This is a genomic window from Kribbella sp. NPDC003505 (genome assembly GCF_040610875.1).
GTDB lineage: Bacteria > Actinomycetota > Actinomycetes > Propionibacteriales > Kribbellaceae > Kribbella.
Genome location: NZ_JBEXNA010000001.1, coordinates 94,961 through 121,232, shown reverse-complemented (window position 1 = coordinate 121,232; position 26,272 = coordinate 94,961). Strand labels below are relative to the sequence as shown.

The 26,272-nt window shown below is 70.1% G+C and carries 23 protein-coding genes; 19 read left to right on the top strand and 4 right to left on the bottom strand.

The window, feature by feature from the left end; translation table 11 throughout:
* Position 1 precedes the first annotated feature (1 nt).
* Genes asnB through ABZX12_RS00510 form a run of 3 tightly spaced genes read right to left on the bottom strand, consistent with a single transcriptional unit; the run spans position 2 to position 4,489 of the window.
* Entirely contained in the window at positions 2–1,921 is a 1,920-nt protein-coding gene (asnB, locus tag ABZX12_RS00520; protein ID WP_355688495.1) for an asparagine synthase (glutamine-hydrolyzing), read from the bottom strand.
* Between the two features lies 1 nt (position 1,922).
* Positions 1,923–3,170 carry a glycosyltransferase family 4 protein gene (locus tag ABZX12_RS00515; protein WP_355688493.1) on the bottom strand — a complete coding sequence of 416 codons (1,248 nt, stop codon included), beginning with the start codon at positions 3,168–3,170 and terminating at the stop codon, positions 1,923–1,925.
* Positions 3,167–4,489 carry a UDP-glucose/GDP-mannose dehydrogenase family protein gene (locus ABZX12_RS00510; protein ID WP_355688491.1) on the bottom strand — a complete coding sequence of 441 codons (1,323 nt, stop codon included), beginning with the start codon at positions 4,487–4,489 and terminating at the stop codon, positions 3,167–3,169. The genes ABZX12_RS00515 and ABZX12_RS00510 overlap by 4 nt, the downstream gene beginning before the upstream one ends.
* A gap of 185 nt (positions 4,490–4,674) precedes the next feature.
* Here ABZX12_RS00510 and ABZX12_RS00505 point away from each other — a divergent pair, with 185 nt between their 5' ends.
* The 19 genes from ABZX12_RS00505 to ABZX12_RS00415 all read left to right on the top strand — a co-directional run bounded on the left by ABZX12_RS00505 (position 4,675) and on the right by ABZX12_RS00415 (position 24,589).
* Positions 4,675–5,736 (top strand): SDR family oxidoreductase, encoded by a 1,062-nt coding sequence (locus tag ABZX12_RS00505; protein WP_355688489.1) that lies wholly within the window; start codon positions 4,675–4,677, stop codon positions 5,734–5,736.
* Positions 5,736–6,962 (top strand): class I SAM-dependent methyltransferase, encoded by a 1,227-nt coding sequence (locus ABZX12_RS00500; protein WP_355688488.1) that lies wholly within the window; start codon positions 5,736–5,738, stop codon positions 6,960–6,962. Before ABZX12_RS00505 ends, ABZX12_RS00500 begins: the two co-directional genes overlap by 1 nt.
* A 25-nt stretch (positions 6,963–6,987) precedes the next feature.
* Entirely contained in the window at positions 6,988–7,842 is an 855-nt protein-coding gene (locus tag ABZX12_RS00495; RefSeq protein ID WP_355688486.1) for a sugar phosphate nucleotidyltransferase, read from the top strand.
* A complete protein-coding gene (locus ABZX12_RS00490; RefSeq protein WP_355688484.1) occupies positions 7,842–8,492 on the top strand; it encodes a PIG-L family deacetylase in 651 nt (216 codons plus the stop codon). The genes ABZX12_RS00495 and ABZX12_RS00490 overlap by 1 nt, the downstream gene beginning before the upstream one ends.
* Before the next feature lie 14 nt (positions 8,493–8,506).
* Positions 8,507–9,646 carry a class I SAM-dependent methyltransferase gene (locus tag ABZX12_RS00485; RefSeq protein WP_355688482.1) on the top strand — a complete coding sequence of 380 codons (1,140 nt, stop codon included), beginning with the start codon at positions 8,507–8,509 and terminating at the stop codon, positions 9,644–9,646.
* Between the two features lies 1 nt (position 9,647).
* Positions 9,648–10,196, top strand: a complete 549-nt coding sequence (gene rfbC / locus ABZX12_RS00480) for a dTDP-4-dehydrorhamnose 3,5-epimerase (protein WP_355688480.1) — start codon at positions 9,648–9,650, stop codon at positions 10,194–10,196.
* Positions 10,193–11,509: a glutamate-1-semialdehyde 2,1-aminomutase gene (locus ABZX12_RS00475; protein WP_355688478.1), complete on the top strand. Its 1,317-nt coding sequence runs from the start codon at positions 10,193–10,195 to the stop codon at positions 11,507–11,509. Before rfbC ends, ABZX12_RS00475 begins: the two co-directional genes overlap by 4 nt.
* Before the next feature lie 9 nt (positions 11,510–11,518).
* Positions 11,519–12,163 carry a phosphatase PAP2 family protein gene (locus ABZX12_RS00470; protein WP_355688476.1) on the top strand — a complete coding sequence of 215 codons (645 nt, stop codon included), beginning with the start codon at positions 11,519–11,521 and terminating at the stop codon, positions 12,161–12,163.
* Positions 12,160–13,134 (top strand): glycosyltransferase family 2 protein, encoded by a 975-nt coding sequence (locus ABZX12_RS00465; protein WP_355688474.1) that lies wholly within the window; start codon positions 12,160–12,162, stop codon positions 13,132–13,134. The genes ABZX12_RS00470 and ABZX12_RS00465 overlap by 4 nt, the downstream gene beginning before the upstream one ends.
* A 1-nt stretch (position 13,135) precedes the next feature.
* Positions 13,136–14,356, top strand: coding sequence for a polysaccharide pyruvyl transferase family protein (locus ABZX12_RS00460; RefSeq protein ID WP_355688473.1), 1,221 nt, complete (start codon positions 13,136–13,138; stop codon positions 14,354–14,356).
* Positions 14,353–15,666 carry a hypothetical protein gene (locus tag ABZX12_RS00455; RefSeq protein ID WP_355688472.1) on the top strand — a complete coding sequence of 438 codons (1,314 nt, stop codon included), beginning with the start codon at positions 14,353–14,355 and terminating at the stop codon, positions 15,664–15,666. Before ABZX12_RS00460 ends, ABZX12_RS00455 begins: the two co-directional genes overlap by 4 nt.
* A complete protein-coding gene (locus tag ABZX12_RS00450; protein ID WP_355688470.1) occupies positions 15,663–16,829 on the top strand; it encodes a glycosyltransferase in 1,167 nt (388 codons plus the stop codon). Before ABZX12_RS00455 ends, ABZX12_RS00450 begins: the two co-directional genes overlap by 4 nt.
* A 12-nt stretch (positions 16,830–16,841) precedes the next feature.
* A complete protein-coding gene (locus tag ABZX12_RS00445) occupies positions 16,842–17,735 on the top strand; it encodes a phytanoyl-CoA dioxygenase family protein (protein WP_355688468.1) in 894 nt (297 codons plus the stop codon).
* Between the two features lie 194 nt (positions 17,736–17,929).
* On the top strand, positions 17,930–19,405 hold the full coding sequence (locus ABZX12_RS00440) for a sugar transferase (protein ID WP_355688466.1): 1,476 nt from the start codon (positions 17,930–17,932) through the stop codon (positions 19,403–19,405).
* Positions 19,405–20,346, top strand: a complete 942-nt coding sequence (locus ABZX12_RS00435; RefSeq protein WP_355688465.1) for a GDP-L-fucose synthase — start codon at positions 19,405–19,407, stop codon at positions 20,344–20,346. The genes ABZX12_RS00440 and ABZX12_RS00435 overlap by 1 nt, the downstream gene beginning before the upstream one ends.
* Complete coding sequence (gene gmd / locus ABZX12_RS00430; RefSeq protein ID WP_355688463.1) at positions 20,343–21,329, top strand: GDP-mannose 4,6-dehydratase; 987 nt, start codon at positions 20,343–20,345, stop codon at positions 21,327–21,329. Before ABZX12_RS00435 ends, gmd begins: the two co-directional genes overlap by 4 nt.
* A complete protein-coding gene (locus ABZX12_RS00425) occupies positions 21,329–22,108 on the top strand; it encodes a WecB/TagA/CpsF family glycosyltransferase (protein WP_355688461.1) in 780 nt (259 codons plus the stop codon). The genes gmd and ABZX12_RS00425 overlap by 1 nt, the downstream gene beginning before the upstream one ends.
* A 9-nt stretch (positions 22,109–22,117) precedes the next feature.
* The gene (locus tag ABZX12_RS00420) at positions 22,118–23,380 is read left to right on the top strand and encodes a hypothetical protein (protein WP_355688460.1); all 1,263 of its coding nucleotides are present in this window, start codon (positions 22,118–22,120) and stop codon (positions 23,378–23,380) included.
* A gap of 258 nt (positions 23,381–23,638) precedes the next feature.
* Positions 23,639–24,589: a type IV toxin-antitoxin system AbiEi family antitoxin domain-containing protein gene (locus ABZX12_RS00415; RefSeq protein ID WP_355688459.1), complete on the top strand. Its 951-nt coding sequence runs from the start codon at positions 23,639–23,641 to the stop codon at positions 24,587–24,589.
* Between the two features lie 151 nt (positions 24,590–24,740).
* Here the strand turns inward: ABZX12_RS00415 and ABZX12_RS00410 are convergent, their stop codons facing one another.
* Entirely contained in the window at positions 24,741–26,270 is a 1,530-nt protein-coding gene (locus ABZX12_RS00410) for a fibronectin type III domain-containing protein (protein ID WP_355688457.1), read from the bottom strand.
* Positions 26,271–26,272: the final 2 nt, after the last annotated feature.

Sequence of the window (26,272 nt, the reverse complement as noted above, 5' to 3'; positions counted from 1 at the left end):
GTCAGAGGGAGGTGATCGTGACGCCGAGGGACCGCATGTTCCGGGTCCAGGTCTCCAGCGTCAGCAACTGCCAGATCTGCTTGGAGTAGTCCTCGCGCCCGGCCCGCTCGTCGTCGACCAGCTTCTGTACGCCGGCCTGCCGCAAGAACCCGCTCCCGACCAGCTCCCCGCGCAGCAGCACGTCGTCCACCAGCTCGCGCAGGTCGTTCCGCACCCACGCCCGCAGGGGCGCGCTGAACGACGCCTTCGGCCGGTAGATGATCTCCTTCGGCAACCACGCCTCGGCCGCCTTCTTCAGCGCCAGCTTGCCGACCCGGCGGTGGATCTTCTCGGCGCCCGGGATCGAGAACGCCGCACGGGCGACGACCGGGTCGACGAACGGCGTCCGCACCTCGGTCGACGCCGCCATGCTGGACCGGTCCGTGTACGCGAGGTTCAGCCCCGGCAGGAACAGCCGCGAGTCCGCGAGGCACATCCGGTTCACGTGGTCGTCGAGCGTGGTGTCGTGGTAGATGTCGCTGTGCTCGGCGAGCAGCTTCCCGACGTACGGCTCGAGGTCCGGGCTGAGCAGGCCGGCGAGCTGGTCGCCGTCGTACATGGTGTAGCTGCGCCGGAACGCGGTCTCCTCGGGCAGGTTCGCGAACGTCTCGAACCGTTTCGCCCAGCGCGCGTAGCGCAGTCCGCGCCCGTTCACGGTCACCGGGAGGCGGCGTACCGCCGGCCCGACCAGACCGTTGCGCAGAGCGCGGGGAAGTCGTTGGTACTGCGCTCCCATCACGCACGCGAGGTGCTTGCGGTAGCCACCGAACAACTCGTCGGCGCCCATCCCGGACAGCAGCACCTTCACACCTGCGTCCCGTGCGGTGTCGCACATCAGCAGCGTGTTGATCGCGGCCGGGTCGCCGATCGGCTCGTCGAGGATGTCGACGATCCGCGGCAGCAGGTCGACGACGTCGGGCGCGATCTCGATCTCGTGCAGGTCGATCCCGAACTGCTGCGCCAGCTTGCGCGCGTAGACCGCGTCGTCCGGCATCGCCTCGAGCTTGTGGTCCTGCGCGCGGAACGTGATCGTGTACGAGTCGACGCCGGGGTCCATCCGCTTCGCTAGCACCGTGACCAGGCTGGAGTCCAGGCCGCCGCTCAGGAACGTCGACACCGGCACGTCGGCCACCAGGTGCGCGGCCACGGACTCCTCGATGACCTCGCGCAGGTCGGCCCGCGGACCGGCCGCGGCCTCGGTCGCGACCTCGGTCACCCGCCAGTACGTCGCCTCCCGGCTGCTGCCGTCCGGCCGGAACTCCGCCCACGAACCGGGCGGCAGCTTCTCCACACCGTCGATCGCGCAGCGCTGCTCGGGCAGCCAGTAATAGAGCATCGACGCGATCAGCGCGCCCGGCTCGGTGCGCAGCTCGGAACCGACGGCAGTGACCAGAGCTTTCAGCTCGGACGCGAAGATCACGCCGCCCTGACGACGCAGGAAGTACAGCGGCTTGATGCCGAGCGGGTCGCGGGCCAGGAACAGACTGCCGCTGTCCTCGTCCAGCATCGCGAACGCGAACATGCCCCGGAAACGCCTGAGCGCGTCCGGGCCCCAGCGGCGCCACGCCTCCAGCACGACCTCGGTGTCGCCGTGGGTGCGGAAGTGCACACCGGACCTGGACAGCTCGGCGCGCAGCTCCTTGTAGTTGTAGAGCTCGCCGTTGTAGCAGATCGTCAGGCCGCGCTTGCTGAACGGCTGGTCCGCGGCCGACGACAGGTCGATGATCGACAATCTTCGGTGCGCCAGTTGGGCGCTCACATCGGGTTGTTCGAAGCGATAGATCAGGTGTGCGTCCGGTCCGCGATGCGCGATCCGGTCGCTCATCGCTTCCGCGAGCGCGAAGCCGTCGCGCTGCTGGTAGCAGCCGGCGATGCCGCACACCTCAGGACCCCGCGGCGTTCTTGATGCCGGTGACGTCGGCGAGCCGGCTGACGTGCCCGGTGAGCTGGTCGTACACCCCGAGGTACGCCTTCTGCTGGTGCCGCCACGCCAGCACCCGCTCGATCCGTTCGCGGCCGAGTTTCGCCATCCGGCGGCGGCGGACCTGGTCGTCGAGCAGCTCGACGATCGCGTCGCCGTACTGCGCCACGTCGTTCGGCTCGACGTACACCGCGGCGTCGGCGGCGGAGACCTTGGTCTCGACCAGGTCGAAGGCGACGACCGGGAGCTCGAACGCCATGTACTCCATGGTCTTGTTCATCGTCGACACGTCGTTGAGTGGGTTCTTCGGGTCCGGCGACAGACCGAGGTCCGCGGTCGACATCACCGCGCGCACGGTCTCGTCCGGCACCCGGCCGGTGAACTCGACGTGCTCCTGCAGCCCGAGCTCGTCGCGCAGCGCCACGACCTCGTCGAAGGAGTCGCCGCCACCCATCAGCGTGAACGCGACGTCGGTGCGGCCGAGCGTGTTGACGATGTGGTCCGCGGCCCGGACGACGATGTCGACGCCGTCCTGCGGGCCCATCACGCCGATGTAGGCGACCAGATAGCGGTGACCGCGGCGCAGCGACTCGTCCGCCCCTTTGTCATGGTCGCGGAGCAGTTTGTCCGGGTCCGGCCCGGTGCGGACCACGGTCACGTCGTGGTTGGCCTTGCCGCTGCGGGTGATCGCGATCCGCCGGTACGAGTCGTTGGTCGAGATCACGTGGTCGGCCTGGCGGTGCGTCGTCCGCTCCAGGAGCCGCAACCCCTTGTACGGCAGGCTCGCCGTGCCGCCGAAGCGGGACTGGAACAGCTCCGGGCACAGGTCGTGGTGGTCGAACACGAACTTGGTCCCGTCGAGCCGGCGCAGCAGCATCGCGATCGGCCAGAAGATGTCCGGCGGGTTGCACGCCTGCAGCACGTCGAACCTTCCGGCCTTGCGGGCCCGGAAGACCAGGCGCAACGTCATCAGGAACGAATACGCGTACTCCCAGACGAAGCTGATCTTGCTGCCGCCCGGCGCGTACGCCTTGTACTTGTGGGCGGTCACACCGTCGATGACGTCGTACGACGGATCGCCCGGGCCTTTCGGGCAGACGACCGTGACGTCGTACCCGGCCGCCACCAGCGCCTGGCACTCCAGCCAGACGCGGCGGTCGAACGGCACCCAGAGGTTCTGGATGATGATCAGCACGCGCGGACGGCTCACCAGCCCACTCCTTCGTATCCGTGCAGTGCCTCGACGTCGGCGCCGAGCCGGCCGCTCAGGTCGATGATGCGGGGCGGTGGTGCGGCGAGGAGCGCGTTGATCGCGGCCTTGTCGGTGGCGGACACGATGGCCAGGTCGGCGCCCCGCAGGGCGGCGTTCGGATCGTCGGTGAGGACGCGCTGCAGATGCGGCAGTTTCGACTGCACGTGGCGCAGGTTCGCGCCGACCAGGCGGGTCGGATTCACGATTGCGTCATAGATCCGCAGGTTGTAGCCCTTGCCGATCAGCCGTTCGGCGAGCTCGACGTTCGGGCTCTCGCGCAGGTCGTCGGTGGCGTGCTTGAAGCTCAGGCCGAGCAGCGCGATCTCGCGGCCGGGACCGGCGATCACCCGGTCGACCACGTCGCGGACGCTGCGTTCGTTGGTGGCGAGCGCGCCGGCCAGCAGCGGCAGCTCGGTGTCGTGGGTGCGCGCGAGGTGCAGCACCGAGCGCAGGTCCTTCGGCAGGCACGAGCCGCCGAACGCGAAACCGGGCTTGAGGTAGTACGGCGAGATGTTCAGGCTGGTGTCCTGCACGAAGATCTTCATCACCTCGCGCGAGTCGACGCCGAAGTGCCGGAAGATCCGGCCCATCTCGTTGGCGAACGAGACCTTGGTGGCGTGGAACGCGTTGCAGGCGTACTTGAGCGCCTCCGCGGTCCGCACGTCGACGACCTGCACCTCGACGCCCAGGAACGCGAACAGGTCGGTCAGAGCGGTACCGGCCTTCGGGCTGCGGGTGCCGACCACGACGAACGGCGGCTCGTAGAAGTCCGCCAGGCCGGATCCTTCGCGCAGGAACTCCGGGCACATCGCCGTACCGAAGGTGAGCCCCTCCGGCGGCGGCACCTCGGCGAGCACCTTCGCGACCACCTCGTCGACGGTGCCCGGCGGCACCGTGCTGCGGACGACGATGGTGTGGAAACCGGACTCCGGCCGGACCACGACCTGCGCGGCCTCGGCGATGTCGCGGACGGCGCGCTTGATGTAGGTGAGATCGGTGCTGCCCGCCTGCGTGGACGGGGTGCCGACGCAGATCAGTGAGACGTCGGCGCCGTCGAGCGCCAGTCGCGGATCGGTGGTGGCGTGCAGCCGTCCCGAGGTGGCGCCGGCCGCGACCAGCTCGTCGAGGCCCGGTTCGACGACCGGGCTGTGTCCCTGGGTGATCGGCTCGACCTTCGCCGTGTCGACGTCCACCCCCCACACGTCGTGCCCGGCGGCGGCCAGGCAGGCCGCGGTCACCGACCCCACGTACCCCAAGCCGAACACGGCCACCTTCATAACGCCCCCCACAGGCTCATGACGCGGCTTCGCCCACGTCCCCACAGCGCCCATGAGAGCGACCGCGACGCCGTCCTGATACATGCGGGCCGAAGAAAATCGCCGGAAGAAATTTGCCTGTATCAACGGGCGGTCCCGGTGATCTGTATTGGTCGACAGACCAGTGCTGGGTGAGGGGACGACGGATGAGGGTTCTGGTCAGCGGGGACCGGGGTTACATCGGAGCGGTGATGGTGCCGTTCCTGCGGGCCGCCGGGCATCAGGTGGACGGGCTGGACACCGGCCTCTACGAGGGCTGCGACCTCTTGGGCGGGCCGGAGCCGATCGGCGGCCGCGCACCACGGGACATGCGGGACGTGACGGCGGGGGAGCTGGCGGGGTACGACGCGGTGGTCTGTCTGGCCGCGCTGTCGAACGACCCGCTCGGGCACCTGAACCGCGACGCCACGTACTCGGTCAACCTCGAAGGGACACTGAACCTCGCCCGCGCGGCGAAGGACGCCGGTGTCGGGCGGTTCCTGTTCGCGTCCTCGTGCAGCCTGTACGGCGCCGCGGGCTCGGAGGCGGTCGCCGAGGACGCCGAGATGTTCCCGGTCACGCCGTACGGCGAGACGAAGGCGCTGGCGGAGCAGGAGCTGTCCAAGCTCGCCGACGACTCGTTCAGCCCGACGTACCTGCGGAACGCGACCGCGTACGGCGCGTCGACGCGGCTGCGGCTCGACATCGTCGTCAACAACCTGACCGCCATCGCGCTGACGTCGGGCCAGGTCCGCCTGGAGAGCGACGGCACCCCGTGGCGGCCGCTGGTGCACATCGAGGACATCAGCCGGGCGTTCGCGACCGTGCTCGAGGCGCCGCGGGAGACGATCCACGACGAGGCCTTCAACGTCGGCCGGTCCGAGGACGTGGTGCAGGTCCGCGACATCGCCGAGATGGTCCGCGAGGCCGTGCCGAACTCGACGTTGTCGATCGCCGACGGAGCCGGGCCGGACCTGCGCAACTACAAGGTCGACTTCAGCAAGCTCACCGAGACGTTCCCGGACCTGAAGCTCGCCTGGACGGTCCGCAAGGGCGTCGACGAGCTGTACGACGCCTACCAGCGGCACGGTCTGACGCTCGACGACTTCAACTCGGCCCAGTTCGTCCGGCTGCGCCGCATCCAGCAGTTGCTCGGTGCGGGCCTGGTCGACGACCAGTTGCGCCGGCAGACCGACGAACCGTTCCCGGGACCGAAGGAGATGGACTGATGGCAGTGGCCTGCCGCCTGTGTGGCGCCGATTTGAATCAGACGTTCGTCGACCTGGGCATGTCACCGCCGTGCGAGAGCTACCTGCGCGCCGACCAGCTGGACAGCGGTGAGACGTTCTACCCGCTGCACGTGCGGATCTGCGACAACTGCCTGCTGGTGCAGCTCCCCGCGTACGTCGCGGCCGACGACGTCTTCAGCGACTACCTCTACTTCTCGTCGTACTCGACCAGCTGGGTCGAGCACGCGCGCCGCTTCGTCGTCGACATGCAGGAGCGGCTCGGGCTGGACGGGAACAGCCTGATCGTCGAGGCCGCCAGCAACGACGGTTACCTGCTGCAGCACGCCGTCGCGCTCGGTATCCCGGTGCTCGGCATCGAGCCGGCCGCGAACATCGCGAAGGTCGCCAACGAGAAGGGCATCCGCACCGAGAGCTACTTCCTCGGCGAGACCACCGGCCAGGACGCCGCCGCGCGGCACGGCCGGGCGGACCTGGTCGTCGGCAACAACGTGTTCGCGCACGTCCCGGACATCGTCGACTTCGCGAAGGGCCTGCGGGCGCTGGTCAAGGACGACGGTCTGGTCTCGCTGGAGTTCCCGCACCTGCTCCGGCTGATCGAGAACCGCCAGTACGACACGATCTACCACGAGCACTACCAGTACCTGACCCTCAAGACCGCCTCCGCGGCGCTCGCCGCGGCCGGTCTGAAGGTGGTCGACGTCCAGGAGCTGGCCAGCCACGGCGGCTCGCTGCGGGTGTTCAGCACCCCGGTCGAGACCGCGGGCGAACCGTCCGACCTCGTCGTCAAGGTGCTCATGGACGAGGAAGAGGCCGGCCTGCACACCGTCGAGGGGCACCTCGGCTTCGCCGCCGAGGTCTTCACGATCAAGTCCGACCTGCTCGAGTTCCTGATCCAGGCGCAGCGCGACGGCAAGTTCGTCGCCGGTTACGGCGCGCCCGGCAAGGGCAACACGCTGCTCAACCACTGCGGCATCCGCGAGGACCTGCTGCCGTACACGGTCGACCGCAGCCCGCACAAGCACGGGATGTACCTGCCCGGCACGCACATCCCGATCTTCGCCCCGGAGCGCCTGGCCGAGACGCGCCCCGACTACATCGTGATCCTGCCGTGGAACCTGCGCACGGAGATCGTCCACCAGCTCGGCTACGCACGGGAGTGGGGCGCGAAGTTCGTCGTCCCGATCCCGCGCCTCGAGGTCATCTGAAAGCTGTTGGGGGGAAGGAAGTCTGATGAAGGTCGTGATCTTCTGCGGGGGGTTCGGGCTGCGGATGCGCAGCGGCGTCGACTCCGCACCGAAACCGATGATGACGATCGGCGACCGGCCGGTCCTGTGGCACGTGATGCGGTACTACGCGCACTTCGGCCACACCGAGTTCATCCTCTGCCTGGGCTTCGGCGGCTCGGCGGTCAAGGAGTACTTCCTGCGCTACGAGGAGACGGTCTCCAACGACTTCGTGATGACCAAGGGCGGCCAGCGCATCGAGCTGCTCGACTCCGACATCAGCGAGTGGAAGATCACCTTCGTCGACACCGGGATCGACACCAGCATCGGTGAGCGGCTGCGCCGGGTCCGGCCGTACCTCGAGGACGACGACGTGTTCCTGGCCAACTACGGCGACGTGCTGACCGACGCGCCGATGGACAAGATCATCGACCACGTCGTGACCAGCGACGTCACCGCCAGCCTGCTCGCCGTGCCGCCGCAGGCGTCCTTCCACGTGGTCGAGTTCGGCACCGACTCCCGGGTCACCGGGCTGCGGTCGGCCGCCGACCTGAACGCGTGGATAAACGGCGGGTACTTCGTGCTCAAGAAGGACATCTTCGACGTCCTGCACGAGGACGAGGACCTGGTCGGCGACGCGTTCCCGCGGCTGGCCGCGATGAGCAAGCTGGAGGCGATCCCGCACCACGGGTTCTGGGCGCCGATGGACACGCTCAAGGAACGCAGCCAGCTCGAGGAGCTGTACCGGTCGGGGAAGAAGCCGTGGGCGTTGTGGAGCCACGAGAACCGAGGCCACCACGGCCGGGTGCTGGACAAGGTGTCCGACGGGCTGTCCGACGGTCCCGTGGTGGTGGCGATCTGATGCTTCCGTTCCAGCTCGGCCTGATCGACGGGCCGGTCCACCTGGTCGCCCTCGGCGCGCATCCGGACGACATCGAGATCGGCTGCGGCGGCACGCTGCTCAAGCTGGCCGAGTCGGTGCCGGAGCTGACCGCCGAGTTCGTGATCGCGACCGGTACGCCGGCGCGCCTGGAGGAGGCGCGCCGCGCGGCGGAGCTGTTCCTGCCGGACTGCGAGGTGAGCGTGACCTCGGCCGGGCTGCCGGACGGGCGGTTGCCGGCGCACTGGAACGAGACCAAGGAGTTGCTCGAGGCAACGGTCGCGGAGGGCCGCACGCCGGACCTGGTGCTGGCCCCGGGCAAGCACGACGCACACCAGGACCACCGGCTGATCGCCGAGCTCGCGCCGACGGTGTGGCGCAACCACCTGGTGCTGCACTACGAGATCCCCAAGTGGGACGGCGACTTCGGCCGGCCGTGGCTGTACGTCGAGCTCACCGAGGAGCAGCTGCGCGACAAGGTGGCGCTGCTGCACAAGGCGTACCCGTCCCAGGTGCCGCACGACTGGTTCGACGAAGAGGTGTTCGCCGGACTGGCCCGGCTGCGCGGCATGGAGTGCCGCGCGCCGTACGCCGAGGCGTTCACGACGGCCAAGGCCACGCTGACATGGTGAACGAGGAGGCTCTGATGACGTCACAGGCGGAAGTGAGCTTCGCGTGTCGTGGGTGCGCGGCGGACGACGTCGTACCGGTCGTGGACCTGGGACCGCAGCCGTGTGCGGACCTCTTCCCGCTCGCGGACGACCTCGGGCCGGATCCGCGGTGGCCGCTCGCGCTGTGGCTGTGCCGCAAGTGCACGTTGGTGCAGCTCGGCCCGGTCGAGGCGCAGATCGCCGAGGAGCCGCTGGCGGTGGAGTCGGCGACCAGCCGGGCGCATGCGGAGGCCTCGGTCAAGGAGATCCTTCGTGACTACCCCGGACTGACTGGCGGGGTGGTGTTCGAGTTCGGCAGTCCTCATGGCGGGTCCTGGCTCGACCACCTGACCGCGGCGGGCTGCCGGCTTGCGGGCGATGGCGAGAAGGCCGATCTCGTCATCGACGTGCACGGGATCGTGCACGAGCCGCAGTACGGGTCGTCGCTGAAGCTGCGGGCCGAGCGGCTGGCACCGGGCGGGCTGCTGGTGATGGAGTTCCACCACCTGCTGCCGTTGTTCGTCGGGAACCAGTTCGACACGATCCGGCACGGGCACTGGGCGTACGTGTCGCTGCGGGCGCTGCGCAATCTCGCCGCGTTGCACGGCCTGACGGTCGAGTCGGTCAAGCAGGTCGACATGTACGGCGGCAGCCTGATGGTGATGCTGCGGCACACCGCCGACGCGCGGCCGGACGCATCGATCGACGTGGTGCTGGAGGACGAGGAGGCCGCCGGCCTCGCGGACGAGGTGCAGCTCGGCAGCCTGCAGGAGGCCGCCTGGCACGCGGCCGGCGCGCTGCACGACGAGCTCGCCCGCCACCGGGCCGCCGGACGGACCGTGCTCGGGTACGGCGCCCCGTCGAAGGCGCCGGTGCTGCTCGGCCTCAGCAAGGTGACGACGGACCTGCTGCCGTTCACCGTCGACCTCGCACCCGGCAAGCACGGCCGCCGGATCCCCGGCAGCTGCCTGGTCCCGATCCGCCCGATCGCCGACCTGCTGGCCGCCGAGCCCGCCGTCGTCCTGATCCTGACCTGGGACATCGCCGACGAGATCATCGCCCAGCTGGAGGCCGACGGCGGCTGGGGCACGACGTACCTCGTCCCGCTCCCGGAACCGCACGAGAGAGGTCGCTGACATGGACGTCATCGAGATCCCGGGCATCGCCGGCGTCCTGCTGTTCCGGCCGGCGCCGCACCGCGACGAGCGGGGGTTCTTCTCCCGCACGTTCGACCGGGACGTGGTCGCCAAGGCCGGTCTCGACCCGGACGCCTTTGTGCAGGACAGCATCTCCCGGTCCCGCAAGGGCGTGGTCCGCGGCATGCACACCCGCTCCGGCAAGGGCGAGGCCAAGCTGGTGCGCTGCTCGTACGGCGCGGTGTTCGACGTCGTCGTCGACCTGCGCCCGGACTCGCCGACGTACCGCAACCGGGAGACCTTCGACCTGACCGGCGACAACCAGGTGACGGTCTACGTCCCGGCCGGTTGCGCGCACGGGTTCCAGGCCCTCACCGACCCGGCCGACGTCTCGTACCGCATCGACCGTGCGCACGACCCGTCCGAGGACGTCGCGATCCGCTTCGACGACCCCGAGCTGGACATCCCGTGGCCGCTGCCGATCACGCTGATGTCCGAGCGCGACAAGGCCGCCGCATCACTGGCACTCGCCACAGCGAGGCTGACATGACCAGATCGTTCGAGAAGTCCAACGCCGCGAACAAGCGGCTGCACGACGTGATCCCGGGCGGCGCGCACACCTACGCCAAGGGCGACGACCAGTTCCCCGAGCAGATGGCGCCGGTGATCGAGCGCGGTGACGGCGCCCACGTCTGGGACGTCGACGGCAACGAGTACATCGAGTACGGCTCCGGCCTGCGGGCGGTCAGCCTCGGCCACCGGCACCCGAAGGTGCTCGAGGCGGTCCGCCGGGAGCTCGACCGGGGCAGCAACTTCGTCCGCCCGAGCATCGTCGAGCTGGACGCCGCCGAACGCTTCCTGGCCACCGTGCCGACCGCGGAGATGGTGAAGTTCGCCAAGAACGGCTCGGACGCGACGTCGGCCGCCGTCAAGCTGGCCCGCGCGGTCACCGGCCGCCCGTTGGTGGCGATCTGCGCCGACCACGCGTTCTTCTCGATCGACGACTGGTTCATCTCCCGGACGCCGATGTCGGCCGGGATCCCCGCCGAGATCGGCGCGCTGACGGTCGGTTTCCCGTACGGCGACCTGGCCGCCACCGAGGAGCTGTTCCGGCAGCACGACGGCGAGATCGCCTGCCTGATCCTGGAGGCCGCGACCCAGCACGACCCGCCGGCCGGGTACCTCGAAGGCCTGCGCGACCTGGCGCACCGCTACGGCGCGTTGCTGATCTTCGACGAGATGATCACCGGCTTCCGGTTCTCCGCGGCCGGCGCCCAGGGCCTGTACGGCGTGACGCCCGACCTGTCCACCTTCGGCAAGGCGCTCGGCAACGGCTTCGCGGTGTCCGCGCTGGCCGGCAAGCGGGAGTACATGGAGCGCGGGGGTCTGCGGGACAGCCACGAGCGCGTCTTCCTGCTGTCCACCACGCACGGCGCCGAGTCGCACGCCCTCGCGGCAGCCATCGCGGTGACGGAGGTCTACGCGGAGGAGGACATCGCCGCGCGGCTGCACGAGCGCGGTGAGCGGCTGGCCCGGGGCGTCCGCGAGGTCGCCGCGGCGGCCGGAGTCCAGGAGCACGTCGTGGTCCGCGGCCGGGCCAGCAACCTGGTGTTCGCGACGCTCGACGAAGACCGGCAACCGTCACAGGTCTACCGCACCCTGTTCCTCCGGGAGCTGATCACTGGCGGCGTCATCGGGCCGTCGTTCGTCGTCAGCAGCGCGCTCACCGACGCCGACATCGACCGCACCGTCGAGGTCGTCGCGAAGGCGTGCACGGTCTACCGCCAGGCACTCGACGCCCAGGACGTGAACGCCTTCCTGGGCGGCCGTCCGGTGCGGCCCGTCTTCCGTAAGTACGTCTGAAGGAACCTCATGCGAGCTGCCCGGTTCACCTGGACCAACCTCCTGGCCGTAGCCAGCGTGGTGGCGTTCGCGGTGCTCGCCGTGGTGGCGTCGGCCGGGCACGTCAACGGCCTCGACCGGGACCTGCGCCAGGTCTTCCGCCCGGACGACGTCTGGGGGATCTGGCAACAGATCTTCGGCAACGTCGTCGACGGCGCGGCGCCCGAGGTCGCGCTGGTCGTCTTCGCCCTGGTCGCCGCGCTGACCGCGGTCCGGCGCAGGTCGTGGCGGCCGCTGGTGTTCGCGGGGATCCTCGCGGTGGCCGCCGTCGTGATCACCCAGGTCGCGAAGGCGATCGTGGCGCGACCGGATCCGCAAGGGCACGTCGGCTCGTTCAGCGGCTCGTTCCCGTCCGGTCACATGGTGATCCTGCTGACCTGTCTCGGCGGCGTCTTGCTGCTGTGGCGGGAACGCCCGCCGGCCTGGGCGTGGTGGGTGGCGGTGGCGGCCGAGCTGACGATGGGCCTGTCGCTCCTGCTGCTGTCGATGCACTGGTTCACGGACGTGATCGGTGGCCTGCTGCTCGCCGTACCGCTGCTTGTCGTTGCCGCATCGCCTCGCTTTCTCACGCCGGTCCACCGGACCGCGCCGCACTCAGTTGGGAGCCTGTCATGACCGCTGACCGTCTTCGGCCGCGACTCAGCATCGGCCTGCCGGTGTACAACGGCGAGGAGTACCTGCGTGCGTCGATCGACGCGGTCCTCGGCCAGACCTACACCGACTTCGAGCTGATCCTGTCCAGCAACGCGTCCACCGACGGCACCGACGACATCTGTCGCGAGTACGCCGCGCGGGACCCGCGGATCACCTTCTACCGGCAGGAGCGCAACGTCGGCGCCGCGCCGCACCACGACTTCGTCCTGCAGAAGAGCCGGGGCGAACTGTTCAAGTGGGCCTCCGGCGACGACCTGTGGGCGCGGGACCTGGTCGCCCGCTGCGTCGAGCTGCTCGACCAGCACCCGGACGCGATCCTGGCGCACAGCTACACGGCGGCGATCGACGGCGCGGACACCGTGATCCAGGCGCTGGAGTACCCGCTGCACACCGACGCGCCGGAGGCGCCCGAGCGGCTGCGCAGCATGCTGTTCGACGGCGACCTGCCCGGCGCGATCCAGGCCGACGACTTCTACGGCGTGATGCGCGCCGACGTACTGCGCAAGGTCAAGCCGCACGGGAGCTTCTACCACGCCGACCAGGTGTTCATGGCCGAGGTCGCGTTGCACGGCCGCTTCCTGCAGGTGCCGGAGTGGCTGTACTTCCGGCGCCACCACGACGGCCGGGCGCTGCAGGCGAACCCGACCATCAGCAGCTGGTCGCGCAACCTCGACCCGCGGCGCTCCAACAAGCTCGTCCACCCGCCGGTCCGGCTGGTCGCCGAGTACATCCTCGGATACTTCGCCGCCGTCCGTCGGGCTCCGTTGACACCCGCCGAGCGGCGCGAGTGCAACCGGCACATCCGCCGCTGGCTGACCAGCCGCGTCACCCGCCGGATGCCCGGCCGCCCGAAACCGGCGCCGATCCAGGACTTCGGTGCGATCGACACGCTGTCCGTCCACGCCGTGGTGGCCGGCTCGGAGGGGAACTGACATGCGGGTCGGTCTGTACGGGCGTCTCGGGGGCGGCAACATCGGCAACGACGCGATGCTCGACGCCGTCATGGATCACCTGCGCGCCTGGCATTCCGACGCGACGCTCGACTTCATGTGCGAGGGTCCGGACGAGATCACCGAGCGGTTCGGCGTACCGGCGGTGGAGATGCACTGGCTGCAGTCCCGCAAGCCCGCCCGGTCCAGGATCGCGCAGAAGCTGCTGACGCTGGCGCGGATCCCGGTGGCCGGTGCCATCGACACCTGGCGCACCGCACGCTGGGTGCGCCGCCACGACGTCGTCATCATCCCGGGCGCCGGCGTGCTCGAGGGGACGCTGCCGGAGCGGCCGTGGGAGCTGCCGTACACGATGCTGGTGATGGCGGTCTCCGGCCGGCTGTTCGGCGTCCGGACGGGACTCGTCTGCGTCGGCGGATCGCGCGTCGAGGAGCGGGCCATCAGGCTGCTGCTGCGCGCCGCGGCCCGGCTGGTGAACTACCGCTCGTTCCGCGACGAGTACTCGCTGGAGGTCGGCCGCGAGACCGGGGTGGCGGCGCCGCAGGACAAGGCCTACGCCGACATGGCGTTCTGGCTGCCCCTCGAGGTCACCCGGGAGCCCGAACCGAAGTCGGTCGGCCTCGGCGTGATGGCGTACTACGGTTCGCCCGGCGACCGGTCCCGCGCCGACGAGGTCCACGCCAAGTACGTCGACCAGATGAAGGAGCTCACGCGGCTGCTGGTCCAATCCGGCCGGAGCGTCCGCCTGCTCATCGGCGACCGTCTCGACGAGGAGGTCGCCAAGGAGGTGCTGGCCGACGCGCAAGGTGCTTGGGCCGGTCTCAGCCGACTGCCTGTGTCGTACGAGCCGTTCTCATCGTTCGAGGGTCTGACAGACCAGGTCGCAGCGGTGCAAACGGTCGTCGCGATGCGCTACCACTGCGTCGTCGCAGGCCTGAAAGTCGGGCGGCCGACACTGGCCATCGGCTACGGCCGTAAGCACGCCGCGGTGATGGCGCAGATGGGGCTCGCCGAGTACGTGCAGGACGTCCGGTCGCTGGACCTCGAGCGACTGGTCGAGCAGGTCGGCGAGCTCGAGGCCGACGAGGCCGTGATCGAGAAGACGCTGGCCGAGCGCAACGCCGACAACAGAGCACGGCTCGGCGAGCTCTTCCGCGACCTGTCCGACGCGCTCTTCAAGCCGGTTCGCGGGGCGGTGCGATGAGCGGACGCCACGCGACCAAGCATGCCGGCGGGCATCGCGGAGCGCTGCGCAAGCAGGTCGCGGGCCGGCTCGGCTGGGGGATCGCCGACCAGGCGGTGTCCAGCCTCGGCAACTTCCTGCTCGGAGTGTTCGTCGCCCGGCTGCTCGGTGCCACCGGTCTCGGCGCGCTGGGCCTGGCCTTCCTCGCGTACTCGGTGGCGCTGAACTGCTCGCGGGCGTTGTCGACCGACGCCCTGATGGTCCGCTACAGCGTGTCCGATCACGACGCCCGCAAGCAGGCGATGGCCGCGTCGGGCGGTGTCGCGCTGCTGGTCGGTGCCATCAGTGGAGTGATCTGCCTGCTGATCGGGTTCGGCCTGAAGCTGCACACCCCGGGCTCCGAGGTCGGCGCCGCTTTCGTTGCCCTGGGCATCGTCATGCCGGGGCTCACGTTCCAGGACAGCTGGCGGTCCGCGTTCTTCGCGGCCGGTGAGGGTGCGAAGACCTTCGTGAACGACACCGTGTGGACGGTGCTGATGCTGGCGGTGCTGTTCGGCGGCCGCTACCTGGACTTCGGGATCACGGCCGCGCTGCTCGCCTTCGGTGGTACGGCGGCGCTGGCCGGGCTCTACGGGATCAGGCAATCGGGTGTGCTGCCCCGGCCCGCGCACGCCGTCGGCTGGCTGCGGCGGCACAGCGACCTCGGACCGCGGTTCCTGGTCGAGAACGTCGTCCTCGGCGCCGGCGGCCAGGTCCGGACGCTGATCGTGGCCCCGACCGGCGGGCTCGCCGCGGCCGGATCCATCCGCGGCGCGGAGATGCTGATCGGCCCGGTTGCCGCGCTGCTGATGGGCGTGGGCCAGGTCGCCGTACCGGAAGCCGCCCGGGCACTGCAGCGCGGTGACCGGGCGTTGTGGCGGCTGTGTGCGGGACTGAGCGGCGGCCTGTCCGCGATGGCACTCGGCTGGGGTGCGGTGGTGCTGGTCATCTTCCCGCTCGGCCTCGGCGAGCTGGTGCTCGGCAGCGTCTGGCCCGGCGCTCACGCGCTGGTGCTCGGCGTGATCGTGAGCGCGGCGGCCGGTTGCCTGCACGTCGGACCGTCCGCCGGGCTGCGGGCTCTCGGGCGCGCCGATCGGACCATGCAGTGCCAGATCGTCGTCACGTCGCTGTTCGTCGGCCTCGCCGCGATCGGCGGCGTGCTCTGGGACGCGCAGGGCGTCGTCTGGGGCAGCGCGATCGCCTCGGTCGCCGGGGTCGGCATCTGGTGGAGCAGGCTGGCCAAGTCCCGGCACGAGTACGCCCGCACGACCGCGGAGGGCGCAGCGGTATGACCGGGTCCGGGATCGTCATCGCGACCCTGATGCGCCGGCGCGGCGGATCCGGGCTGCAGAGCCACGTCCGCACGTTCGACGAGTACCTGCGGGACTCGTCGCGGCCGGTCAGCATCGTCAGCCCGTTCGAGGCCCGGTCGCCGTTCGTCCTGCCGGTGTTCGCGGGCCGGGTCGGGATCCGGCCGGTCAGCCGGCCCGCCGCCGTGTGGTGGCACCAGTACTGGCACGCGCACTACCTGAAGGCGGCGCTGCGCACCCAGCTTGCCGCGCGTCCCGGCGCGGTGATCTACGCGCAGTGCCCGATCTCGGCCGGGGTGGCGCTGCAGGTCCGCCGTACCCAGCCTGTCGTGATGGTCGCGCACTTCAACATCTCGCAGGCCGACGAATGGGCCGACGAGGGCGAGATCCCGCGCGACGGGCGGCTGTTCGGCGCGATCCGGCAGTTCGAGGAGCGGGTACTGGGCTCGCTCGACGGCATCGTCTACGTCTCCGAGTTCACCAAGACCGGCCTCGAGAACCGGATCCCGGCGCTGCGCGACCTGCCGAGCGCGGTCATCCCGAACGCGGTCTCGCGGACCGCGGGCGCCGTCGACCGGGCGGAGCCGCTCGCGGACCTGATCACGGTCGGCCGGCTGGACTCCCGGAAGAACCACCGGTACCTGCTCGAGATCCTGGCCGCGGCCGCCGCGCGCGGCCACCGCTACACGCTCTCGGTCGTCGGCGACGGCGTCGACCGGCAGGCGCTCGAGGCGCGGGCGGCCGAGCTCGGACTCGCCGGCCAGGTGTCCTTCCTCGGATACCAGCCGGACGCCCGCGCGCTGATGCGTCGGCACCAGGTCTACTGCCACACCTCGACGACCGAGTCGTTCGGCATCGTGCTCGCCGAGGCGATGTCGGAAGGCCTGCCGGTGCTGGCGGCCGCCGTCGGGGGAGTGCCCGAGGTGGTCCGGCCCGGTGTGGACGGCCTGTTCTGGCCGCTGGACGATGCCGGCGCCGCGGCACGCGTCCTGATCGGCCTGATGGAAGACCCCGCACGACGCGCCACGCTGGCGGCCGCCGCGCGGGCCCGGAGCGCGGCGGAGTTCAGTGCCGCCGCTGCCGGGGAACGGCTGCTGGCATTTCTCGAACACACGGGGATCCGCCCCGCGCGGTCGATTGTCTGAGAGGAGACAATCATGCATTCCATCTACGTCGACGCCGACTTCACCGACGACGAGCGACGCGCAAAGCTCTACGACGGTGACCTGTTCGTCTACTCGCCGCGTCCGTCGACGCTGGCGCTGACGGAGTTCGCCGCGGCGATGGCTCGCGAGGCGTTCGCGCCGCTGGACCCGGAGACGGCCCAGTTCGAGATGGCGGTCGAGGACTACGCCGCGCTGCTGGCGAAGCTGAAGCCGGAGTTCATCCACCATCCGGAGTCGAAGCGGCTGATCCAGGAGATGCTCGCCGACTTCGGGTGTGACGACGAGCAGACGTACTTCGACGTCCCGCGGATGCGCAGCTCGACGTCGAACGACTACCTGACCACCGGGATCGCGTTCGCGTTCCACCCGCACCGCGACACCTGGTACTCGGCGCCGCACGTGCAGCTGAACTGGTGGCTGCCGATCTTCGCGATCACCGACGACAACGGCCTGGCCTTCCACCGCAAGTACTGGCAGACGCCGCTGAAGAACAGCTCGCGGGTCTACAACTACGCCGAGTGGAACGAGACCAGCCGGAAGATCGCCGCCACCCAGATCGGCACCGACACCCGCGTGCAGCCGGTGCCGGAGGAAGAGGTCGAGCTGATGCCGCAGCTCCGGCCGATCTGCAAGCCGGGCGGCATCATCTTGTTCTCCGGCGCGCAGCTGCACTCCAGCGTGCCGAACACCTCGGGCCGGACCCGGTTCAGCATCGACCTGCGGACCGTGCACCTCGCGGACGCGCTGGAGGGCCGGTCGGCGCCGAACATCGACTCCGAGTGCACCGGGACGACGATGGGCGACTACCTGCGCGTCCGCGACCTGGAGCACATCCCGGCCGATGTCGTCGAGGCGTTCGACATTCCCAAGGTCGAGGTCGCCTGAGCCCCCGGCAACCGCCCGCTCCACAACCTTGTGAAAAGTCTTCACAAGGTTGTGGAGTCTGTGTCGCCCGCGGCCTGCGCGCGTAGTAATGTTCGGTGACTCGTCGCCGACGCGCGGGTGAACAAGGACACGTTGCACGCCATCGCGGACACTGTTAGTGACCGGGTGGTTGCGGGAGGGAACGAGGGGCCGCAGTGAGCGGAGCAGAAGCGCCTGACGCTGTGGACAGCCGTCGGCCGCTCTGGGTCGTCCCGCACGAGGTTCCGGCGATCGTTCCGCTGCCGTCGCGGTCGACCGAGCCGCGCTGGGTGGGGGTGTACCGCTGGGCCGCGGTCGGCGGGGACCTGCTCGCCGCGATGCTCGGCGTCTCGATCGCGCTGCTCACTCGGTTCGGGTACCACGTCGGCTCGAGCTACCTGGTCGTGAGCAGCGTGCTGCCGCTGGCCTGGGTGGCCGCCGTCGCGTTGTCGAAGGGGTACGACCCGCGCTTCTACGGGGCCGGGCCGGACGAGTTCCGGTCGCTGTTGCGCGCCGGCGTCGGGCTCACCGCGGCGGTCGCGATGACGTCGTACGTGACGAAGGCCGAGATCGCCCGCGGCTTCGTGGTGCTGGCGATCCCGGTGATGGTGGTCGCCGCCCTCCTGCTGCGGTATGCGTTGCGCAAGGACCTGCACCGGCACCGGGTCCGGGGCCGCTGCATGCACAGGGTTCTCGTGGTCGGGCGCAGTGGCCCGGCCGCGACGCTGTGCGAGCACCTCGAGAGCCGCCCGACCGACGGGTTCCGGGTGGTGGCGACCTGCCGGCCGCGGGGCGAGTCCGGTGAGGTCGAGGCGCTGGACGAGCCCGACATCCTCGCCGCCGCCGACCGGCACGCGGTCGAGGTGGTCGCGATCGCGACCGACCCGGAGCTGGCCGGGCAGTCGCTGCGCCGGCTGTCCTGGGCGCTGGAGCAGCGCGGTATCGAGCTGATCGTCTCGCCGGGCATCATCGAGGTCGCCGGCCCGCGGATCTCGGTCCGCCCGGTGGCCGGCCTGTCCCTGCTGCACCTGGAGCGGCCGTCGGTCAGCGGCGGGCCGCACCTGATGAAGGCGGTCTTCGACCGGGTCGTTGCCCTCGGCATCGTCGTCGTGCTGGCGCCGCTGCTGATCGGCCTGGCGCTCGCGGTGAAGCTGTCCAGCCCCGGCCCGGTGCTGTTCCGGCAGCAGCGGGTCGGCCGCGCGGGCGTCGAGTTCACGATGCTGAAGTTCCGCAGCATGTACGTCGACGCGGAGGCGCGGCTCAGCGACCTGTACGCGTTGAGCGACGGCAACGGCGTCATCTTCAAGATGCGCAACGACCCGCGGATGACCCCGCTCGGCCGGTGGATCCGGCGGTTCTCGCTGGACGAGCTGCCGCAGCTGTTCAACGTGCTGCGCGGCGACATGTCGCTGGTCGGCCCGCGGCCGCCGCTGGCCGAGGAGGTCGCGCTGTACGCCGCCGACGACTCGCGGCGGATGCTGGTGAAGCCCGGCATGACCGGACTCTGGCAGGTCAGCGGCCGCAGCGACCTGTCCTGGGACGAGTCGGTCCGCCTCGACCTGCGGTACGTCGACAACTGGTCGATGACCTTGGACCTGCTGATTCTCTGGAAGACCGTGCGCGCGGTGTTCTACGGCGCGGGAGCGTATTGATGGCCACTGAGCTGGACAGGCATGCACCGGTGTACGTCGCGGGGCACCGCGGGCTCGTCGGGTCGGCGCTGTGGCGCCGGCTCGAGGCGTGCGGCTACACGAACCTGATCGGCGCTTCGTCGGCGGAGCTGGATCTGCGCGATCGGGCGGAGACCTTCACGTTCCTTCGCCGTCATCGCCCGGCGGTGGTGATCGACGCGGCGGCGCGGGTCGGCGGCATCCTGGCGAACCGCGACCACCCGACCGAGTTCCTCAGCGACAACCTGCGCATCCAGGTGAACCTGATGGACGCCTGCCTGGAGGTCCGGACGCCGCGGCTGCTGTTCCTCGGCTCGTCGTGCATCTACCCGAAGTACGCCGAACAGCCGATCCGCGAGTCGAGCCTGCTCACCGGTGAGCTCGAGCCGACCAACGACGCGTACGCGATCGCGAAGATCGCCGGCATCATGCAGGTCCAGGCGGTCCGCCGGCAGTACGGCCTGCGCTGGATCTCCGCGATGCCGACGAATCTCTACGGCCCGAACGACAACTTCGATCCGGCGTCGTCGCATGTGCTGCCGGCGTTGATCCGCCGCTTCCACGAGGCGAAGGCCTCGAGTGCGCCGGAGGTCGTGTTGTGGGGGAGCGGTACGCCGCGGCGTGAGTTCCTGCATGTGGACGATCTCGCGGATGCATGCTTGCACCTGCTGGAGCACTACGACGCGCCGGAGCCGATTAACGTCGGCGTCGGCGCGGACGTCACGATCCGGGAGTTGGCCGAGCTGGTCGCCCGGGTGGTCGGCTACACCGGTGCCCTCAGCAACGACCTGTCCAAGCCGGACGGCACCCCGCGCAAGCTGCTCGACGTGAGCCGGCTGCTGGCCCTGGGCTGGAAGCCGTCGATGTCCCTCGAAGACGGTGTGGCCGCCACCTACCGCTGGTACGTGGAGAACGTCACATGAAGAAAGCATTCATCACCGGTATCACCGGCCAGGACGGTTCTTACCTGGCCGAGTTGCTGCTGGCCAAGGGGTACGAGGTGCACGGTCTGATCCGCCGCGCGTCGACGTTCAACACCAAGCGGATCGACCACCTCTACGAGGATCCGCACGCCCAGGACAAGCGGCTGTTCCTGCACTACGGCGACCTGACGGACGGGTCCCGCCTGGTCACGCTGCTGGCGTCGATCCAGCCGGCCGAGGTGTACCACCTGGCCGCGCAGTCGCACGTGCGGGTCAGCTTCGACGAGCCCGAGTACACCGGTGACACCACCGGGATGGGGACGACGCGGTTGCTCGAGGCGATCCGGATGATCGGGCTGGACTGCCGGTTCTACCAGGCGTCGTCGTCGGAGATGTTCGGCGCGACCCCGCCGCCGCAGAACGAGGACACCCCGTTCTACCCGCGGTCGCCGTACGGCGCGGCGAAGCTGTACAGCTACTGGATGACCCGGAACTACCGCGAGGCGTACGACATGTTCGCGGTGAACGGGATCCTGTTCAACCACGAGTCCCCGCGGCGCGGCGAGACGTTCGTGACGCGCAAGATCACCCGGGCCGTCGCCCGCATCAAGCTCGGTCTGGAACAGCGCCTGTACCTGGGCAACCTGGAGGCCTGCAGGGACTGGGGCTACGCCCCGGAGTATGTCGAGGGCATGTGGCGGATGCTGCAGCACGACACCCCGGCGGACTACGTGATCGCGACCGGGACGTCGTACAGCGTCCGTGACTTCGTCGCGCTGGCGTTCGGGCATGTCGGGCTGGACTGGGAGAAGTACGTCGACCACGACCGGCGCTACGAGCGTCCCACCGAGGTGGACTCGCTGATCGGGGACGCGTCCAAGGCCACCACCGAGCTCGGCTGGAAGGCCCAGGTGCACGTGCCGGAGCTGGTCCGGATCATGGTCGACGCCGATCTGGCGGCGCTGACGGAACGGGACGACTGATGACCGACATCCAGGCCGAACCCGCGACGGCCGCCGACCGCGTCGACGTGCTGGGCATCCACGTCAGCGTGACGAACCTCGACCACACGGTCGGCACCTTCGCCGGCTGGATCGAGCAAGGGGACCGGCGGCTGGTCTGCGTGACCGACATGAACGCCCTGCTGCACGCCCGCGCCGACGAGCGGCTGACCGCGGTGTACAACACGTCCGGGCTCACCGTACCGGACGGGATGCCGCTGGTGTGGGCCGGGAAGAAGGCGGGCTTCGAGCAGATGGACCGCGTGGCCGGCCCGGACCTCCTCGAGCGGGTCCTGGCGGAGGCGGCGCAGCGCGGCTGGACGCAGTACTTCTACGGCGGGGCCGAGGGCGTGGCGGACGAGCTGCGCGAGCGGTTCCAGGAGCGGCACCCGGCCTTGAAGGTGGTCGGCGTCGAGTGCCCGCCGTACCGTCCGCTGACCGACGCCGAGGACGCGGCGACGGTCGAGCGGATGAACGAGGCCCGCCCGGACATCGTCTGGGTCGGGCTCGGCGCGCCGAAGCAGGAGCGCTGGATGGCCGACCACCGCGACCGGCTGAACGCGACGATCCTGATCGGGGTCGGCGCGGCCTTCGACTTCCACACCGGCCGGCTGGACCGCGCGCCGCGGTGGATGCAGCGCGCCGGGCTGGAGTGGAGCTACCGGCTGTACAAGGAGCCGCGGCGGCTCTGGAAGCGGTACGTGCTCGGCATCCCGCGTTTCCTCCTGGGTGTCCTGCGGCACCCGCCGCGTCCCCTCTAGAGTGAGGCGGTGAGAATCCGGCGGCCGAAACTCCGGCGGCTGGCCGGCCCGGCCGGTCGCGCGAGCTGGGGTTTGGCCGACCAGGCCCTGTCGAGTCTCAGCAACCTCGCCGTCGGGGTCGTCGTTGCACGGTCGAGCACGGTCGCGGACTTCGGTGTCTACGCTCTGGCGTTCGGCGGCTACACGATCGCCCTCAACGTGTCCCGGGCAGTCTCCACCGAGCCGCTCGCCGTGCGGCACTCCGGCGATCGAACGCCGGACTGGCAACGAGCTGTCCGGGCCAGCACGGCGACGGCGGTGCTGTGCGGCCTCCTGGCTCTGGCCGTTGGGTTGGCGATCGCGGCGTTCCCCGGTGTTCCGTCGAAAGGTGTCCTGATCGCCTTCGCCGTCACCATGCCGGGACTGCTCCTGCAAGACGCCTGGCGCTGGGCGTTCTTCGTCGTCGGCGAGGGGCAGAAGGCCTTCGTGAACGACCTCATCTGGCTGCTGGTCATGCTGGCGATCTTCGGCGGGCTGTACCTCACCGACACGGCGTCGGCGTTCTCGCTGACGTTCGCGTGGGGACTCGGCGCGGTGATCGCGGCGATCGCCGGGCGTTTCCAGGCGGGTGTCGCGCCACGCCGGCAGCTGATCCGCGAATGGGTCCGGCGGAACTGGGACCTGACCCCGAAGTACGTCGGGGAGATGCTGGCGGTCTCCGGCACCATCCAGGTCTACATGCTCGGCATCACCGCGGCCGCCGGCCTGGCCGCGACCGCGGGCATCCGCGGCGCTCAGGTCCTGCTCGGCCCGGTGAACGTACTGAACCAGGGCATCCGGATGATCTCGGTCCCCGAGGCGGCCCGCGCGCTGCGGCACTCGTACCGGCGGCTGTGGCTGGTCGGGCTCGCGATCTCGCTCGGCGTCGGCGCGGGCGCGCTGGCCTGGGGCGCGATCTTCCTGCTGCTGCCCCCGGTCGTCGGGCGGGAGCTGCTCGGCCCGGGCGTCTGGACCCAGGCCCACAACGTCCTCGTCCCCGTCATCCTGCTGCAGGCCCTCGGCGCCTCGAACGCCGGCGCCTTCGCCATCCTCCGCGCGCTGACCGCGGCCACCCGCGGCCTCCGGGTCCGCCTGATCTCGTCCGTCGTCCTGATCACCTGCGGCATCGGCGGCGCCTACCTCCGGGGTCCCGAGGGCGCGGCCTGGGGCCTGGCCGGCGCCTCCTTCGCCACGCTGCTCCTGTGGTGGAACGAGGCCCACCGGGCGATAGCAGCCCACCGCCGGGTCACCTGACCCCACGCCCCCCACGCCCCCCACGCCCCCCACGCCCCCCACGCCCCCACGCCCTCACCCCCGACCGACCGGCCCACCCGCTCCAGCGTCTGAGGGGTCAACCCCTCCGCTTGTGGGTTGGCCCCGCAGAATCTGACGGCCGAACCCGCCAGCCGGGGGGTTGGCCCCTCAGACGTCGGGGCGTGGGGTGCGGCGGTTGTCCACAGGGCGGCCGAGTGGGAGTGGTGGGCGGCGCTCGCGATCGGTGATGCTGGCGGAATGAATCCGGTTCTCGCCGCGGTCGCCCGCGACCAAGGTGGCGTCTTCAGCAGGGCGCAGGCGCTCGCCTGCGGGTACACGCCCCAGGGGATCCGCGATCGTGTCGGGGCCGGGCGATGGATGCGGGTGCGCTACGGGCAGTACGCCGAGGTGCCGGACCTGAGCCGGCTCGCGCCCTGGGAGCGCGAACTGGCCAGACATCGGTTGACCGTGTACGGCGCGATGAACGCGATGCGACCGGGAAGCGTTGCCGTCAGCCACCAGTCGGCACTCGTGCTGCACGCGCTCCCGATGTGGCGGATCGATCTCTCGGAGGTCCACCTGACCCGCCTCGACGTACGACGTCACAGCGGGCCGGTTGCCGGCGTGCGCTACCACCGAGGCGTTCTGTCCGCAGACGACCTCACCCGGGTAGGAAGTCTGCCCGCGACCACGGCTTCCCGGGCTCTGGTGGAGACAGCGTGCACGGTGCCTTTCGAGGAGACGGTGGTTGTCGCGGATGCGGCGCTCCGCGAACAGATGATCAACGAACACGAGCTGCGCAGGCTCCTGCGATTGACGGAGTTCTGGCCCGGGAGCGCGACGGCTCGCGCGGCGCTCGCGTTCGCGGACGGGCTGTCGGAGTCGGTCGGCGAGTCGCGTCTGCGGGTGCTCTTTCACACCGAGGGCCTACCGGCGCCGGCGATGCAAGTCGTGTATCGGGACAGGCACGGGATCATCGGGCGCGTCGACTTCGTGTTCATCGAGTTCAAGACCATCGTCGAGTTCGACGGGCTGGTGAAGTACGCCGATGCCTCGGGAGATGCTCTCGTCCGCGAGAAGATCCGGGAGGACCGGCTGCGCGCCCTCGGATTCGAGGTCGTCCGGACGATGTGGTCCGACCTGGATCGTCCACAACAGACAGCGGCCGGAATCCGCGCCGCCTTCGCCCGTGCCCTCCGCTCCGCGTGATCGCCCGCCCGCCGTACCGCGTGATCGTGAGGCGCTCTCGCTTCGTCTCAGGGGTCGGCCCCTGAGCTGGTGGGTTCGGCCGTCAGATTCTCAGGGGTCAACCAACCGGCGCCGGGGTTGACCCCTGAGACGTCGACAGGGGAGGGGACTGCTACGGGATCTTGATGCTGGCCGAGGGGCCCTTCCTGATGTTGCGGCCGTCGTGGACCTCCACGTGGTACGTGTACGTCGAGCCGCGCGCGAGGCCGCGGTCGACCACCTGGTAGACCTTGCGGGGCTGCCAGAAGTACGACGTGTACTTGTTCGAGCCGACGTTCAAAGAGCCGCGGAAGACGTTGTACGTCAGCGTCAGGTTGTCGAGGTCGTAGGTGTCGGAGTAGCTCACGTACACCCGCCCGGACGTGGTCGCGGTCAGCGTCGGAGCCTTCGGCAGGCCGGGAGCCGCGCCGCCGGCCACGTTCGTGAACCGGGTGATGCCGACCTGGATGGTGCCGTTCACGTGCAGGAAGTCACCGCCGACCCACAGATCGCTGGCGGTGCCGGCCATCGCCAGCGGACCGACCTGCGTGGTGCTCTTCGGGTTCGCGTCGGTGTTCGGGAACCAGGGGCCGAGGTTGCCGTTGATCGCGCTCTCGACGAGCAGGTAGTGCGTGCCGGTGCCGTCCGGGAACCCGTTCGGCGACGAGCTGCAGTTGTGCGCGTGCGAGCCCTTGTAGACCCAGTTGCCGATCGCCTTGATCGCCTCGGTCGCCCCCAGGCACTTGTTCTGCCACAGCAGCTGACCGGTTGACACGGAGGCCGCGAGGACGCCGTCGTAGCAGCCGCCGCCGTCACCGCCGTTCGAGACGAAGACCTTGTCGCCCAGGGTGTCGATGTCCTTCACTCGCGTGGTGCAGGTCGCGGTCGGCTTCGGGATCGCCGCCGCGGCCGGGAACGCGAAGGCCGCGCCGGTGGTGTTGTTCAGCATCGCCAGCGAGTAGTGGTCCTTGCCGTTGATCGTGCTGAACGGGCCGCCGACGAACACCCGGGTGCCGTTGTCGGACACGTCGACCGCGTACACGTCGTTGTTCGCGTTCGGGTTCCACGGCAGCAGGTCGCCCTGGATCAGCCGGACCGCGCCCAGCCGGTTGCGGGTGGCGCCGTCGATCGCGCGGAACGCGCCGCCGATGAACACGCTGTTGCCGTAGATCGCCAGCGCCTTGACCCGGGCCGCCACGACCGGGTCCCAGGCCGCGACCAGCTTGCCGGTGGCGACCGAGAACATCGCGATCTTGCTGCGCCGGATGCCGTTCACCGTGGTGAAGTCACCGCCGATCACCACCCACTTGCCGTCGGGGCTGGTGGCGATGGCGTACACCGGGCCGTTCAGCGTCGGCGCGAAGGCGGTCGGCTTGCCGGTGGTGCGGTCGAAGGCGGCGACGTACGTGCGGACCGCCTCGGGCGCCTGGCCGGAGGCCATGCCCGGCTGCCGGAGCCTGGTGAACAGACCACCGGCGAACACGGTGTTCCCGGCGATCGCCAGCGCGTTCACGCTGTTGTTGGTCTGCCACGAGGTCTGCTTGATCGCCGAGACCGCGGAAGCGAAGCCCGGCTGTGCCGCCTCCACCGGCGGTCCGGAGGGGATCAACGCCGCGGCCACCACGGCCACGACGGTGATGGCGGCCAGCACTAACTTCTTCATTT

Excerpts from the sequence above, each read along its gene's own strand:
- ABZX12_RS00510 (WP_355688491.1), bottom strand. The coding sequence starts at position 4,489 with ATGAAGGTGGCCGTGTTCGGCTTGGGGTACGTGGGGTCGGTGACCGCG.
- ABZX12_RS00505 (WP_355688489.1), top strand. The coding sequence starts at position 4,675 with ATGAGGGTTCTGGTCAGCGGGGACCGGGGTTACATCGGAGCGGTGATG.
- ABZX12_RS00500 (WP_355688488.1), top strand. The coding sequence starts at position 5,736 with ATGGCAGTGGCCTGCCGCCTGTGTGGCGCCGATTTGAATCAGACGTTC.
- ABZX12_RS00495 (WP_355688486.1), top strand. The coding sequence starts at position 6,988 with ATGAAGGTCGTGATCTTCTGCGGGGGGTTCGGGCTGCGGATGCGCAGC.
- ABZX12_RS00490 (WP_355688484.1), top strand. The coding sequence starts at position 7,842 with ATGCTTCCGTTCCAGCTCGGCCTGATCGACGGGCCGGTCCACCTGGTC.
- ABZX12_RS00485 (WP_355688482.1), top strand. The coding sequence starts at position 8,507 with ATGACGTCACAGGCGGAAGTGAGCTTCGCGTGTCGTGGGTGCGCGGCG.
- rfbC (WP_355688480.1), top strand. The coding sequence starts at position 9,648 with ATGGACGTCATCGAGATCCCGGGCATCGCCGGCGTCCTGCTGTTCCGG.
- ABZX12_RS00475 (WP_355688478.1), top strand. The coding sequence starts at position 10,193 with ATGACCAGATCGTTCGAGAAGTCCAACGCCGCGAACAAGCGGCTGCAC.
- ABZX12_RS00470 (WP_355688476.1), top strand. The coding sequence starts at position 11,519 with ATGCGAGCTGCCCGGTTCACCTGGACCAACCTCCTGGCCGTAGCCAGC.
- ABZX12_RS00465 (WP_355688474.1), top strand. The coding sequence starts at position 12,160 with ATGACCGCTGACCGTCTTCGGCCGCGACTCAGCATCGGCCTGCCGGTG.
- ABZX12_RS00460 (WP_355688473.1), top strand. The coding sequence starts at position 13,136 with ATGCGGGTCGGTCTGTACGGGCGTCTCGGGGGCGGCAACATCGGCAAC.
- ABZX12_RS00455 (WP_355688472.1), top strand. The coding sequence starts at position 14,353 with ATGAGCGGACGCCACGCGACCAAGCATGCCGGCGGGCATCGCGGAGCG.
- ABZX12_RS00450 (WP_355688470.1), top strand. The coding sequence starts at position 15,663 with ATGACCGGGTCCGGGATCGTCATCGCGACCCTGATGCGCCGGCGCGGC.
- ABZX12_RS00445 (WP_355688468.1), top strand. The coding sequence starts at position 16,842 with ATGCATTCCATCTACGTCGACGCCGACTTCACCGACGACGAGCGACGC.
- ABZX12_RS00435 (WP_355688465.1), top strand. The coding sequence starts at position 19,405 with ATGGCCACTGAGCTGGACAGGCATGCACCGGTGTACGTCGCGGGGCAC.
- gmd (WP_355688463.1), top strand. The coding sequence starts at position 20,343 with ATGAAGAAAGCATTCATCACCGGTATCACCGGCCAGGACGGTTCTTAC.
- ABZX12_RS00425 (WP_355688461.1), top strand. The coding sequence starts at position 21,329 with ATGACCGACATCCAGGCCGAACCCGCGACGGCCGCCGACCGCGTCGAC.
- ABZX12_RS00415 (WP_355688459.1), top strand. The coding sequence starts at position 23,639 with ATGAATCCGGTTCTCGCCGCGGTCGCCCGCGACCAAGGTGGCGTCTTC.
- ABZX12_RS00410 (WP_355688457.1), bottom strand. The coding sequence starts at position 26,270 with ATGAAGAAGTTAGTGCTGGCCGCCATCACCGTCGTGGCCGTGGTGGCC.